Source organism: Pseudoalteromonas sp. SR45-1 (assembly GCF_014163655.1).
Taxonomy (GTDB): Bacteria; Pseudomonadota; Gammaproteobacteria; order Enterobacterales; family Alteromonadaceae; genus Pseudoalteromonas; species Pseudoalteromonas distincta.
Genome location: NZ_JACJDR010000008.1, coordinates 26,753 through 40,440 on the forward strand (window position 1 = coordinate 26,753; position 13,688 = coordinate 40,440).

Genomic DNA, 13,688 nt, shown 5'->3' on the forward strand with positions numbered 1-13,688 from the left:
TTGCTCACGCAAGTTAATAAATACGTAAAAGCTGCGCTTTGTAATGCGCCAGCAAGCAAGGCGCCTACATGCTCACCATACACCGAGGGGTAATCCACGTAGGCATTTCATTCCCTAAAAACATCAAACTATTGAAATCTATTCGCTTTAGGAGCCACTTACGTTTGGTAAAACTGTAACATTCGTTTGATTATTAAATTTTTGTTTCCAGTTTAAATCACAAATACCGTCAGTTGGTGAAAAAGCAGTAGGTGCGGTTAAAAGTAATCTACGTATTTCTTGGTGATCGGTTTCGTCACAGGCTAATTTAAGCTTATCTAAAAATGGAGACAGTTCACTCCATGGCATTTTAATTTCTTGTGCACTTAGGATTCTTGGATGGTCGGTGCCAATAACGTTGTCTCCTATAAGGAGCTCTTCAAAAAGCTTTTCACCCGGGCGTAAACCTGTGCATTGTATTTCTATATCGCCATTTGGTCGTTTTGCGTGTTTAACTTCAAGCCCTGACAAGTGAACCATTTTAATAGCTAAATCTTTAATTTTAACAGGCTCTCCCATATCGAGTACAAATACGTCACTTCCCACACCCATTGCGCCGGCTTGAATAACTAGCTGAGCTGCTTCTGGAATTGTCATAAAGTAACGGGTTATGTCTTGGTGGGTTAGTGTTATTGGACCACCCGCTTTAATTTGCTTTCTAAACAAGGGGACAACAGATCCTGACGATCCTAAAACATTACCAAATCGAACCATGGTAAAACGTGTTGTGTCTTGGATTTCAGATAGCCCTTGCAATACTAATTCAGCCATGCGCTTAGTAGTACCCATTATATTTGTTGGGCGTACTGCTTTATCTGTTGATATAAGAACGAAAGTTTCTACCTTTGTATATATGGCCGCAGTTGCTAAGTTATAGGTGCCGTAAACATTATTACGTACGCCTTCTACAACATTGTGTTCAACTAAGGGTACATGCTTATACGCTGCGGCATGGTAAACAGTTTGAACACTAAAAGTAGAAAATGTTGACTCAACTAATTTTTTATTTTGAATAGAGCCCAGTATTGGCAGTATTTCAATATTTAAGTCATTTTTGGCACAAAACTCTGATAACTCTTTTTCAATTGCGTAAAGCGCGAACTCAGAAAGCTCAAATAGCACTAATTTAGCCGGACTATTTTTTACTATTTGCCTACAAAGCTCAGAGCCTATAGAACCGCCAGCACCTGTAACCATTACAACTTTATTGGCTATATTTGCCGACATTAAATCTTGACGAGGTTGCACTGAGTCACGGCCTAGCAGGTCGTCAATTTCAACATCTTTTACTTCGTCAAGATTAGTTGTTCCTGCAACAATATCTGCCATACCGGGTATAGTCATAACTTGTAATTTAAATTTTTCTATTGCATTAAGCACTTCTTTTCGACGACTGCGAGATGTACTTGGTAGTGCCAATAATATTTTATTTGCACACTTTTGCTTTGCAATTTCAGCAATTTGCGACGGTGCATGCACACAAATACCTTGAATTAACGATAAATGCTTTTTAGGGTCGTCGTCTATAAATGCGACTGGTGAGTATTCAGGGCCATTTGCTAAGGCAGTTGCTAATTGGCGGCCAGCAGAACCTGCTCCATAAATAATTACGCCTTCTTTGCGGCGCATAGTTATTTGGCCAACTACAGCTCGCACGGTTAGCCTTGCACCACCAACAAATAAAATACAAAAGCTGGCATAAATAAAAGGAACGGTGCGTGGTACTGGCGCACTAAGAAAAAAAGATAAAATAGTTAAATAAACAGTCGAAAGTACAACACCGGCAATAATGGCCCACATAGCCTGTGTGTTCATATAGCGCAGCACAGCTCTGTAGAGCCCAAGCTTTACAAAGCTTAATAAGCTAAGCGGCAATAATGCTGATAATAAAATCCAAGTATGTGTATTTTTTAAAACGACGGTGCTGTCTAGCCTTAATAAAAAAGCCAGCCAAAAAGCAACAATTATAAATACGCTATCGATGAGGAGAGAAATAATTCTTTTTTGAGGACGAGGTAAATTAACTAAAAATTTTAAAGACACAATACATTTCCCTGAAGCTAGCAGTAAGACTACTATTCTATTGATTACAATTTTACTACAAGATGAACAACTATTGCACTTAATAAATAAAGACTATATGTAAATATTTATATAGTCTTTATGTATTTGGTTATTTTTTGTTAGTAAACGTTATCGTTAGGTATATGTTTTTATTTTAAAGAAGCTAAAACAAGCACTTCGTTGATTATTTGAGCTGTTTTACCTATTTCGCTTTCAGTCAAAGTTGGATGGACCAAAAACATAATTGACGTTTCTCCTAATAGTACTGCATTAGGTAAACGTTTTTTAGGTCTCCAAGGGGTATCATCAAATGCTTTTTCAAGATAAACCTCTGCACAACTACCTTGGAGACACGGTACACCACGTTCCGTAATTTCGTTTACTATACGGTCGCGATCCCAATCATGAGCCAAACATTCTGGTTTTATAAACATATAGTGCTTATATTGAGCATGTTCGATATGTTCTGGTACATTAACTAATCTTATACACTCGAAATTCTCTGCTGCACTATCGAGCAATGTACTATATGCTTGGCGTTTTGCGGTCCAATCAGCCATACGCTTTAGCTGAATACGACCTATAGTAGCTTGCATTTCGGTCATACGCCAATTAGTGCCAAAGCTCTCATGTAGCCATCTAAAACCTGGTGGATGCTCTCTATTATAAATAGCATCAAAGCTTTTCCCGTGGTCTTTATAGCTCCACATGCTTGACCATAACTCTTTTGAGTTAGTCGTTACCATGCCGCCCTCGCCACCTGTGGTCATTATTTTATCTTGGCAGAAACTCCATGCACCTATGTGACCAATGCTTCCAACAGAACGACCTTTATATTTAGCACCATGCGCTTGTGCACAGTCTTCAATTACATAAAAACCATGTTCTTTGCTGAGCGCCATTATTTCATCCATTTCCGCTGGCATACCTGCTAAATGAACAACAATAACTGCTTTAGTTTTTGATGTAAGTACTGCTTTTATAGATTCGGCGGTAATAGCTTGGCTATTCAGATCGACATCTGCAAATACAGGTGCTGCTCCTGATGTAACAATACTTGAAGCAGATGCTAAAAAGGTGCGTGGTGTAGTTATTACTTCATCACCAGCGCCGATGTTTAATGCCTTGAGTGCAAGATCAAGTGCTAATGTGCCATTACCTAACGCTATTGCGTATTTGCTGTCAGCCCAGCTTGCAAATTCTTTTTCAAATTCACGGCCTTCAGTACCCGTCCAATAATTTACTTTATTAGATAAAATAACACGGCTAACTGCATCGGCTTCTTCTTGTGTAAAGCTAGGCCATGGAGAGAATGGGGTATTTAACATGAAATTCCTATAAGATTTAAAAGCTTAACTATTTTCTGAAACTTTAATGCAGGGAGAGCCATAAGCAATTACACCTGATGGTATATCTTTAACAACCAAACTACCTGCACCAATTAATGTATTATCGCCAATATTAATAAGTTGTTTTACTTTACTTCCAATACCTACCCAACTACTACGCCCGACGTAAACTCCGCCAGCTAACGAAGTACCAGGACAAATATGGGTAAAGTCACCTATTTTACAATCATGCTCAATTATAGCTGAGGTATTAATTATACAGCCACGGCCTATTACTGCGAAAGCGTTAATAACAGCGTTGGCAGCTATAACAGATCCAGAATCTATTTGAGCATATTTACTTATAATTGCACTTGGGTGTATTAGGATAGGAAGTGTGTAGCCATTTTTGGCTAACGTTTTTATTTTTTCTTCTCGAGTATTATTGTGACCTATAGCAACAGCAACATTCATGTTGTTACTAGGTACATTCAGCAAATCTGAAAATGTACCTACAACAGACCAATGCTCTATATTTTTTTTATTAGGATAAGCATCATCATAAAAGCTAACACTAAAGCCTAGCTGCTCCGCAATATCAGCTATTATTTTACCGTGGCCGCTAGATCCTAAAATAGCCAGCGTTTTTAAAGCTGGCTTAGTCATTATTAGAACCTTTAAAAGGCTCAATAGTTACATGCCCATCAGCACTGATGCCCTCTCTTACAAAAACTTTTTTTACTGTTAACAGTAATATTTTTATATCGAGGAGGAAGCTTTGATTTTCTACATACCATACATCAAGCTTAAACTTTTCATCCCAGCCAATTGCATTACGACCATTTACTTGTGCCCAACCTGTTATACCAGGTCTTACATTATGGCGTTTAGCTTGTTCTGAGCTATACAGCGGTAAGTACTGCACTAGTAGTGGCCTTGGCCCAACTAAGCTCATGTCGCCTTTAATAACATTAAACAAGCCTGGTAGCTCGTCTAAACTGGTAGAACGTAAAAAAGCACCAAATTTAGTCATTCTCTCGTTATCTGGAAGCAGGTTACCGTGCTTATCTTTAGCATCGAGCATGCTTCTAAACTTCATCATTTTAAACACTTTACCGTTTAAGCCAGGGCGGTCTTGCGTAAACAAAATAGGTGAGCCCAATTTAAAACGAATAAATATAGCAACCACAAGTATTACTGGAAGTAAAATCAAAAATACAATTATTGAAACCGTTAAGTCAAAAAGATACTTAATCATTAATAGCATCCTGTAGCGTTTTTTCGACTCTTGTAGCCATCATGTCTCTAGAAAAATGTTCATAAGCTAGTGTTTTACAGCTATTCACGGCTGCTTCGTAATCAGATTTACTGTCAAGAAAGTCACTAATAAGCATACTAGATGCCTTGTAATCATCCGCCTCTAAAACTAAGCCACATTTGTGTTCTTTAATGAAGTCTTTTTGCCAACCACCGTAATTAATTGCGATGGGCGTTTTTGAAGCTAGTGCATCAAACAGCTTATTTGCAGAATTATGCCACATCTCTTTTACTGGACCGAATAATGACAAAGATAAGTCTGCGGCAGATAATAAACGAACTATTTCCGTTTTTGGTACTGGGTTAAGAAAGTATAGGTTTTTATTGTAAACACCTAGCGCTCTTGCTTCGCTTATTATCTTCTCTTTTTCCATCCCGTCTCCAATTGCAACAAAACATAAATTTGAATTTGAGTTCTGCGCAGCTTTTGCCAAGCCCACAATATAGCTCACATTATTAATTAAACCGAATGTACCCGTATATACAATAAGTTTTCTACCATTAACAAAACCTAACTTAGATTTTAAATAATCGATGCCAACATCTTCACTAACATCAAACAAACTCGTATCACAACTATTTGTAGCAAGGGTTACTTTGTCAGGTGAAATTCCATGCTTTATTATTCCATCACACATGCCTGGTGAAAGACCAATCAATCTAGTTGAATTTTTATAGGTATATTTTTCTAACCATGTTGCAAATTTTATTATTAATTTATTTTTTATCACGCCAGCAGCCACAGGCAATTCAGGCCAAAGATCACGCACCTCAAATACTAGAGGCCTTTTTTTGCACTTAGAGTAAATCACACCGGGTATTGCAATAGTTAAGGGTGTACTTGTAGCAAAAACCACATCGGCTTTGATAGAAAAAGATTTAACTGTTGAGCTTACTGAAAATCTAATAAATTTTAAAATTCGCTTAAAAAAACTATCTTTATTTGAATATGCTAGATGTAGAACGTGTAGTTTTATACCTTCAATATCTATAAGGTTCCAACCATGGTTTAGATTATAGTTTTCTGAAAAATAAGCCGAGCTAGTAATAAATGTAACATCATGACCACTTTTAACTAGTCGCTTGGCCATTTCATAAGATCGTGTTCCAGCATTTGACTCAGGCGTAGCAAAGTATTGATGTAGATATAATATTTTCAAAAAAACCTCAATTTATAATTTCATTTTAACGTTCAAAAGGTATATTAAAATATTTTAAACCTTTTTCTATTTGTATTGTATTTTTATTATCACCCACATTAATACTTTCAAGGCTGTCTGCATTGAAATAAAATACAGGAACAAAATGAATGCTTTCTTCAGATACTAACCTTGATGCAACTCCTTGCTCTAAACAGCATAACTTGTACCAGATATCGTCGGCTGTAGGGCAATAAGTCAGAAAAGCTTCTTGATCAAAAAAATGTTCATTTAATATTTTGATCGGATAGCAAACACCTGAAACACCTGTGGGTAATATCCAATCTGACAGGTTATTCGACAATGGCCATTTTGAATAATCTAGTATTTTATTATCTGAATCAAACGATATAGTCTTGCCTCGGTAACATAAAACCTCATCATTCCTCTCTTTAATATTATTTGAGAAGCCAGATAAGAAGTTTTTAGGGTAGAAAATATCATCGTCAACTGTTACTACAAAATTATAATCCTCGTAATCTTCAATCATATTGATACAAGATAGTTTTTTATATGAGCGAATATTTTTTTCTACAACTTTTATCTCAAGTCCACGCGCTTCTAAACGAATTAAGCTCCTTGGCATTCCCTTAGTTGGGATGTCCTCTTCGCATAAAAAAAGAACAACTTTAGAAGCAGGCTCATCTTGATTAAATAAACTTTCGATGGTTAAATAAACTCGATTTATTCTTCTATTATATGTAGTAAGAGACACTAAGAATTTGGAGTTGTTATCAGGCTGTCTTCTAACTACATTCGATAAACGATTAACTAAAAAATAATATATATTTTTAGTTAATGACAATATTAATTTTTTTATTCTCAAGCTAATACCTCTTTGCGTGATAAATTTTTAATAAAAGATAAATATAAATAAAATCAAAATATGTGAAAAATAAAACAGAATCTGTAGACGCCCTCAGCAGAAGGCCAAAAAATATGCATTTAAGTTCCAAAGGGGCGCGCATAATTAAGGCTATAATTAAATATATAATCGACATGACGCCTAAATTAGCATACAAGGAAATTAATGAGTTATGTGGTGCGTACTCACCTATAGCTAACGTTCCACAGTATTCACCATCAAATGCATTCACCCCAAAAGAAAACCTAAATAAATCAATATTATCTATATAACAATCAAGTACTAAAGCTCTAGGATCTACAGCTCTAGCCCCTTCAAACCGCTGGACAATAGTTTCAATTAAAAAATAAATTTCATCAAAAAAACTAACTAAAAAAACTAGCATAACTGAGATAATAAATAAAAATTCTTTAGTCTTGCTTTTGCTTTCCGATAAAAAAATGTAACTTAATAAAATAAATAATGTTGAAATTATGCCGCTTCGTCCTAGTGTTACACTACTAATTATAAAGCTAACTGAAAAAATAATAATTTTTACATTCCGGCTCAATGGAGATGCGTAACAAAAAATAGAAACAACAATCATCCAAATTGAAATAAAATTCCTACTATTCCCAAAGAAAACATCTTCGTTTAGATCAGAAAAGCTCAATATATGAAAAGAAAAATATGATGCTACTAAAATAAAAACCAACCCGCACCAAAATTTAGATGGAGGATTTTGATAAATAAATATTCCTACAACACAAGAGATAAAAAAGAAGTATAGGGGTTGGTAAAAAAGATAATTCCAAAACGAGCTCGTGATTAAAATAGAGACTGAAAAAAACACAATAAAAACAAAATATTCAAATCGCCAGCGAATTAGAAAAACATAAACAATACAAATCACTGAAGCTGCAATTAAAAAGTATTTATTTCCTGACAAAGCGAAAGCAAAAAGTAATAAAATATAAAGGCTGCTTGAAAACAATGAAATAATTTTTAATAGTCGTTGGATCATATAGTTATCAACACCACTACCTAGAAGCTTTATTGTCTTTTGAAAGATCACTTAAAGTGAAACTACCCAAAAGCTTTGATAAAAGCTTTGGCTCACATACACCTTCAACGATAATTTCATTTGCCGATATACCGTATATAGCAGTGGAGTTAACCGTTATTGCTTTTTCAAAATGAAAATCAAAGAAGGATAAAAACTGAGAAGGAAAATGCGATGGTAGCTGAAAAAAGCTCAATCCTTCGAAGTCATATTTCGTCGTTTCTCTTGGATGAGGTTTAATAATTATATTTTTTACTTTATATTTTTCTAATAATTTTTTATACATATTTATCTTCTCAAGTTCTGACATAAAGCCCTCTTCAGAGAAGGGTTGTGTAAAAATTATAGAAGTGGAAAATCGATAATCAGAAAGAATAGCTTCATCAACTTTAAAGATAGAAAAGATTATTTCCTTTTCTATTTCTGAAAGTTGTTTCCACTTAGACTTCAAATCTATATATTCATATTTATTTTTTAATGCCTCGGGGATATTTTTATCATTAGTTAGTAATACTTTTTTGGTAAAAACCTCCCGCCCATGAAAGATCTCAAAGCGAATCGGGAATAATAGTTTATGCAGTCGAGTCGCCTTACCTGGATGCTCGAAATATGTTCTTTCACCATCTTCAATAACAATCGCATGCTTATCCATTACGTTTGAAAAAAAATGATGATCTTGCCCGAAAAAAAGCATCCCTTTAAATTTATTTCTCAATATAGGTTGAGTAATATAATAATACTTAAAATACTTTATAATCTTTGCAATATTACTATCCAATTTTTTGGGAGTATTTATTACAATTTTAGTATTTATGCTTAAATTTATAATTTTATCTAGCTCATCGCCAATAACATAAATAGTATCATTAAGTTTAGCTGGATATTGAAGAATGTATAAGAGTAACCCATGGACATTATTGACTACACAAACATTAGATTTTTCTTTATATTTTTTTTTCATAAAAACTCTTATTAAAAGATAATAACTACTATTTACTTTCAGTGTTATAAAAATACAGCCAAGGCATTTTTACTGCTTTAAATGCATATACCCATGTAAGAAAAAACTGTATCCCTTTAGAAACAGAAAATGCGATAGCAGCTCCTAATATTCCATGCATTTTAACAAGTATGAACATTAATAGTACATTTATTAATCCACAAGTAATTGTTACAAAAGATAATTTAGCTGTTTGTTTTGAGTAAAACATATAATTAGTTACCATGAGGTACATCCCTCCAAAAACTTGCCCCAATAATAGCCAACCGATAATATAGGAAGCATCTGCAAACTGCTTCCCTGCAACAAACGTAACTACTAAAGGACCAATAAAAAAGCCAGCTAATGCAACAAAAATAAGCAAAGCAAAGTAACTATATGTGTTCTTTACAATACTTAACTTTATCGTGTCATCCTCTTTAGCCAGATTTTTAAAAAGCCAAGGTACATAAGATTTGTTTATTGCGTCAAAAACGATTGTTAAAGCACTACTTAATTGAAATGCTAGTAAATATATTCCTGCAGCTGCTAGCCCTAAATTATCATTGATTACATAACGATCTGCACTTGATAACAAGAAAGCACCAAACACATGCGGTACTAAGGGAACTCCGAAGCTTAAAGCTTCAATAATATTTTTTTTGTTCGGCAGACTAAATCTTAATAGTTTATTTTTAACCAAAAAGTATAGGGCTACAATCGAAATAATTATACTTGTGGTAACTAAGGCATCAATTCTTCCACTTGCACCCATAGAATACAGTACAACAAAAGCTAAAGAGGCACATAAATTAAGTAAGCTATTACCAACTTGTAAAGCTCCGTATCTTTTAGCTTCACCTCTGATTTGCCATTGATTTAACCGTAGCTGAATAATGAAAGAGCCTGTAGATACTACTATTGCAAAATAAATCCAGTCACTAGAAATTGATAAAATAGATGCTAGTTCCTCATCAAATATCAAAGTTAGAAGTACAATAAACAAAGTTGAAAAAAAGAGAACCCAGAGACAGGATGTATTGTAGGCTCTTAGCTCACTTTCGCTGACACCTTTATCATAAAATTTACGGCCTGCTGCTCCAACTGTATTTAAACCTATTATACCCGCTAAGCCTGCTATTAATAATTGAAACATTGCAATTTGACCATACTCTTCAACCGATAAATAACGAGTTAATATAGGTAGTAACAAAAATGGTATGGCAGCATTAATTATATTCGCGATAAAATATATTGAGGTCTTTCGGAAGAATGTACTCATTAATATTATTTACCATTAAAAAAGAGCTGATATACGGCTTTAAAGGTTTTCATGACGATCCTTTTTGCTATTAAGTAATTCAAATTTATAAAATTTTGATGATTACTTGGCGTTCATCAAGAATGCTTCAGCTACCCTAAAATCAAAATTATCATCAATATCGATTGAGTGGGACTTATCCATAGCATAAGCAAATGAACGAGGAAGGGATAAATAACTAATTCCTTCTTTAACATGCTTTACATTAAAGAGGTAAATCGCTCCATTAAGTCGGTAGTACTTAGGTAAATCCTGACTTCGTTGCTTTAAAACTGAGTCGGGAATAAAGTTAGATAAGCTAAAATCTGAAGGGAGTGTGTTAGACCACAACGGGGAGTGCTCACACTCAGTAACAGAGACGACAGCATCTGCTGATTTACTCTGAAACATTTCAATTGCACCATCAATATCACCTGTTGTTCTTAATGGCGAAGTGGGTTGAAGTAAAAGTACAAAATCAAATACCTGTCCACTTCTTTCATAATTATCTATTGCGTCAAGCACTACATCCATACTAGTTGCTGTATCACTTGATAGTATATCTGGCCTTAAGTAAGGTACTTGCGCTCCACAACTTTTAGCCGTCTCTGCAATTTCAGAGCAATCAGTGGAGACAAATGTAGAATCTATATATTTAGAATCTAAGCTAGCCTCTATAGTCCATTGAATTAATGGTTTTCCTGCGATTGGTAATATATTTTTTCGAGGTAATCTTTTACTTCCACCTCGAGCAGGGATGATAGCTAAGATCTTTTTTTGATCAATCATTATTAATACCCAAAGTGTAGATATCAACTTGAGCTTTTTTAAAGTCATCATGGCGGCCAATATCCAGCCAATATTCATGTATCGGAAACTTTAAAGTTTTTAAGCCTTCTTTTTGCTTTATCTCAAACAAGCTTGGCATATCTAAATGCTGATTCTTTGGAAGTGAATTAATAATATTATGCGAAATCACATAAATACCTGCATTAACAAAGTAACGATATGTCGGTTTCTCTACCATTGCTGTAATTTCATGACCTTCACCTTCAATAACACCAAAAGGAATTTTTATCTCATAGTCGCGTACGCACATAGTTGCGTCACTATTTTTCTTTGTGTGAAAATCAAGTACTTTTGAAAAGTCGACATTAGTCAAAATATCCCCATTTATCATAATTAGAGGCTCTTTAGGTAACGTATCTGGTAATAATGAAAGCGCACCTCCTGTCCCTAAAGGAGTTTCTTCATATATGTACTCAATTTCAATGCCAAATTGGCTACCATCACCAAAATAGTTAACAATGACTTCAGGTAAATAATGTGTAGAAATATAGAACTTGTAAAAGCCATGACTTTTAAAATTATTAATTAATGTCTCAAGCATTGGTTTATCACCAACTTTGAGCATGGGCTTGGGGCAGTTATCTGTTAATGGCTTTAAACGAGTACCAAAGCCTCCTGCCATAATAAAAACAGGGTTTTCACGTTTTTCAATTACAAGAGTATCGTGTAATGTTCTTAGTCCGACGAGCTGCCCCTCATCATTTACTATGGGTAGTGATAATATCTTGCGCGACTGCATTAGAGCTTTTAAATCATGACTATTTAATGAAACGTTAGCGCTGACTGGATTAGTATTCATTATTTCGCTTACTGGTGCAGAAAGCTCTATGCCTTGTAATATCCCCCTGCGAACATCACCATCAGTTACCATGCCAATTAATTTATTGTTATCAACGACCAAAGCAACCCTTAAGGCCTCTTTATCAATAACTCTTAACGCTTCTTTAATTGAAACTGAAGATTCAATCACTACTTTTTGCCAGTTAACTGTCATCTGTTATACCTAATCCTTTAATTACTGAACGCGCACCATACACAACGGAGTTTGATGGGATTGATTTAGTTATATTAGCCCCGACTCCAACTATAGTACTGTGACCTATAGTGATATTATTAATGATATTAACGCCCGTAGCTACGTGCACATTTTTTTCAATTATAACCTGACCACTTAAAGTAGTGCCGGGAGCTAAATGGCAATTTTCACCAATATTACAATCGTGGTCTATAGAAACTGAAGTGTTTATTAAGCTATTTTCACCAATCCGGCTCCCAATATTAACCACACTATTATTCATTATTTGCACACCGCTTTCTAAAATAGAATAATCGGATACTAAAGCAGAATCGGCTATGACTGTTACAAACTCATAACCTAGTTTTCGAAAACGATTATAAACAGTTTCTCTAAATGACTTGTAAGGCATTGAGCCAATACCGTTAACTAATAATATATCTTTTGGACTAAATTTAAGGATGTCGTCATCATTGAAAAAATGTTCTATATTTTCGAAAATTATATGCCCTGCAGTTATCTGTGGAGCAACTACACCAACGATCTTCTTTTTTTGTCTGATAAGAATTTCAGCTAATGCTGCAGCATGGCCTCCGCCACCAATAATTAAAAGAGGTTTATTTTTCATCGAGTAATTGACCAACTAAATAATCTTTAGTAGCTGGAGTACCTAATAGTTTCCAAAAATTAATTGGGGCAATACCATCCCCTGGCCGCTTTACTGAGATAAGCTGTTCAGACAAAATCTCACCTTGTTTAATTGTTTGTGCTGCAACTAAGCTTTTACGAGCGACTACTTTATTTTTTACTTCAGAAGGGCGTGGGCCCTTAATTCCATCACCTAGTATTTTTTCCACAATGCGAATGCTATCAACCATTTCTTTTAATTCGATAGGATCAAGAGATGCTTTGTGATCTGGGCCCGGTAATGCTTTATCAACAGTAAAGTGCTTTTCAATTAAAGTAGCTCCTTTGGCGACAGCCGCAATAGGTACCACTATACCGGCACTATGATCTGAGTACCCTACTTTTAACTTAAATGCACCTTTCATTGTGTTCATAGCATTTAAATTTATATCATTGAATGGAGCAGGGTATTCAGTTGTGCAATGTAAAAGCGTTACTTTGTCTTTTAATAATTGCTTGCCTTGTTCTGAAAAGTAAGCTGTTTGTAAGGCTTCATCTGTTGGGTTACCTTTGGGATTTAAATAACCAAAAGCAATTACCGATAATACTTGCTCGATTTCAGAAAGTGTCGCCATACCTGTTGATACAATTAGATCACAACCTGTTCTTGCGTGCTCAAGTACCAATGGCGCATTTGTTATCTCACCAGATGGTAACTTTAAACGTGTTATTCCTAAATCATCAACTAAAAACGATAGGCTCTCTGAATCAAATGCTGTAGATAAAAACTCAATGCCTAAATCATTACAATATTTAACTAACTTATGATGCGTTTCGTAGCTTAATTCTAATCGCTTTAGCATTGAGTACTGAGACTCTTTTTGGCCACTATTCGTGATCTGATACTCAGCCTGTTGTGCATCTTCAGTAACCAAATTTTTAGCTTTAAAAGTCTGAAATTTGACTATATCAGCCCCAGCTTGATGCGCTGCATCAACAAGAGAAAACGCTAAATCGTCACTGCCATTATGATTAACACCCGCTTCAGCAATAATTAATGTCAT

Annotated in this window: 13 protein-coding genes; all 13 read right to left on the bottom strand. The window is 34.9% G+C overall.

Going from position 1 to position 13,688, the window contains the following annotated elements; all coding sequences use genetic code 11:
- Positions 1-147: 147 nt before the first annotated feature.
- On the bottom strand, positions 148-2,082 hold the full coding sequence (locus H5089_RS09715; RefSeq protein ID WP_182712108.1) for a nucleoside-diphosphate sugar epimerase/dehydratase: 1,935 nt from the start codon (positions 2,080-2,082) through the stop codon (positions 148-150).
- A 170-nt stretch (positions 2,083-2,252) separates the two neighbouring features.
- Positions 2,253-3,431, bottom strand: a complete 1,179-nt coding sequence (locus tag H5089_RS09720) for a DegT/DnrJ/EryC1/StrS aminotransferase family protein (RefSeq protein WP_024596605.1) — start codon at positions 3,429-3,431, stop codon at positions 2,253-2,255.
- A 24-nt stretch (positions 3,432-3,455) separates the two neighbouring features.
- Entirely contained in the window at positions 3,456-4,097 is a 642-nt protein-coding gene (locus H5089_RS09725; protein ID WP_182712109.1) for an acetyltransferase, read from the bottom strand.
- Positions 4,090-4,689 carry a sugar transferase gene (locus H5089_RS09730; RefSeq protein ID WP_310735805.1) on the bottom strand — a complete coding sequence of 200 codons (600 nt, stop codon included), beginning with the start codon at positions 4,687-4,689 and terminating at the stop codon, positions 4,090-4,092. The genes H5089_RS09725 and H5089_RS09730 overlap by 8 nt, the downstream gene beginning before the upstream one ends.
- Positions 4,682-5,908 (bottom strand): glycosyltransferase family 4 protein, encoded by a 1,227-nt coding sequence (locus H5089_RS09735; protein ID WP_182712111.1) that lies wholly within the window; start codon positions 5,906-5,908, stop codon positions 4,682-4,684. Before H5089_RS09735 ends, H5089_RS09730 begins: the two co-directional genes overlap by 8 nt.
- A gap of 25 nt (positions 5,909-5,933) precedes the next feature.
- On the bottom strand, positions 5,934-6,773 hold the full coding sequence (locus H5089_RS09740; RefSeq protein WP_182712112.1) for a hypothetical protein: 840 nt from the start codon (positions 6,771-6,773) through the stop codon (positions 5,934-5,936).
- A gap of 1 nt (position 6,774) precedes the next feature.
- A complete protein-coding gene (locus tag H5089_RS09745) occupies positions 6,775-7,815 on the bottom strand; it encodes a hypothetical protein (RefSeq protein WP_182712113.1) in 1,041 nt (346 codons plus the stop codon).
- A gap of 16 nt (positions 7,816-7,831) precedes the next feature.
- Positions 7,832-8,815, bottom strand: a complete 984-nt coding sequence (locus tag H5089_RS09750) for a glycosyltransferase family 52 (protein ID WP_182694783.1) — start codon at positions 8,813-8,815, stop codon at positions 7,832-7,834.
- Positions 8,816-8,843: 28 nt separating this feature from the next.
- A complete protein-coding gene (locus H5089_RS09755) occupies positions 8,844-10,115 on the bottom strand; it encodes a lipopolysaccharide biosynthesis protein (protein ID WP_182712114.1) in 1,272 nt (423 codons plus the stop codon).
- Positions 10,116-10,217: 102 nt separating this feature from the next.
- Complete coding sequence (locus tag H5089_RS09760) at positions 10,218-10,922, bottom strand: cytidylyltransferase domain-containing protein (RefSeq protein ID WP_182712115.1); 705 nt, start codon at positions 10,920-10,922, stop codon at positions 10,218-10,220.
- Positions 10,915-11,976 carry a nucleotidyltransferase family protein gene (locus H5089_RS09765; protein ID WP_182712116.1) on the bottom strand — a complete coding sequence of 354 codons (1,062 nt, stop codon included), beginning with the start codon at positions 11,974-11,976 and terminating at the stop codon, positions 10,915-10,917. The genes H5089_RS09760 and H5089_RS09765 overlap by 8 nt, the downstream gene beginning before the upstream one ends.
- Positions 11,966-12,625 carry a NeuD/PglB/VioB family sugar acetyltransferase gene (locus tag H5089_RS09770; RefSeq protein ID WP_182694787.1) on the bottom strand — a complete coding sequence of 220 codons (660 nt, stop codon included), beginning with the start codon at positions 12,623-12,625 and terminating at the stop codon, positions 11,966-11,968. The genes H5089_RS09765 and H5089_RS09770 overlap by 11 nt, the downstream gene beginning before the upstream one ends.
- Positions 12,615-13,688 (bottom strand): N-acetylneuraminate synthase, encoded by a 1,074-nt coding sequence (gene neuB / locus H5089_RS09775; RefSeq protein ID WP_182694788.1) that lies wholly within the window; start codon positions 13,686-13,688, stop codon positions 12,615-12,617. The genes H5089_RS09770 and neuB overlap by 11 nt, the downstream gene beginning before the upstream one ends.

Coding starts and splice junctions, on each gene's coding strand:
- H5089_RS09720 (WP_024596605.1), bottom strand. CDS start 3,431: ATGTTAAATACCCCATTCTCTCCATGGCCTAGCTTTACACAAGAAGAA.
- H5089_RS09725 (WP_182712109.1), bottom strand. CDS start 4,097: ATGACTAAGCCAGCTTTAAAAACGCTGGCTATTTTAGGATCTAGCGGC.
- H5089_RS09730 (WP_310735805.1), bottom strand. CDS start 4,689: ATGATTAAGTATCTTTTTGACTTAACGGTTTCAATAATTGTATTTTTG.
- H5089_RS09745 (WP_182712113.1), bottom strand. CDS start 7,815: ATGATCCAACGACTATTAAAAATTATTTCATTGTTTTCAAGCAGCCTT.
- H5089_RS09750 (WP_182694783.1), bottom strand. CDS start 8,815: ATGAAAAAAAAATATAAAGAAAAATCTAATGTTTGTGTAGTCAATAAT.
- H5089_RS09755 (WP_182712114.1), bottom strand. CDS start 10,115: ATGAGTACATTCTTCCGAAAGACCTCAATATATTTTATCGCGAATATA.
- H5089_RS09760 (WP_182712115.1), bottom strand. CDS start 10,922: ATGATTGATCAAAAAAAGATCTTAGCTATCATCCCTGCTCGAGGTGGA.
- H5089_RS09765 (WP_182712116.1), bottom strand. CDS start 11,976: ATGACAGTTAACTGGCAAAAAGTAGTGATTGAATCTTCAGTTTCAATT.
- H5089_RS09770 (WP_182694787.1), bottom strand. CDS start 12,625: ATGAAAAATAAACCTCTTTTAATTATTGGTGGCGGAGGCCATGCTGCA.
- neuB (WP_182694788.1), bottom strand. CDS start 13,688: ATGACATTAATTATTGCTGAAGCGGGTGTTAATCATAATGGCAGTGAC.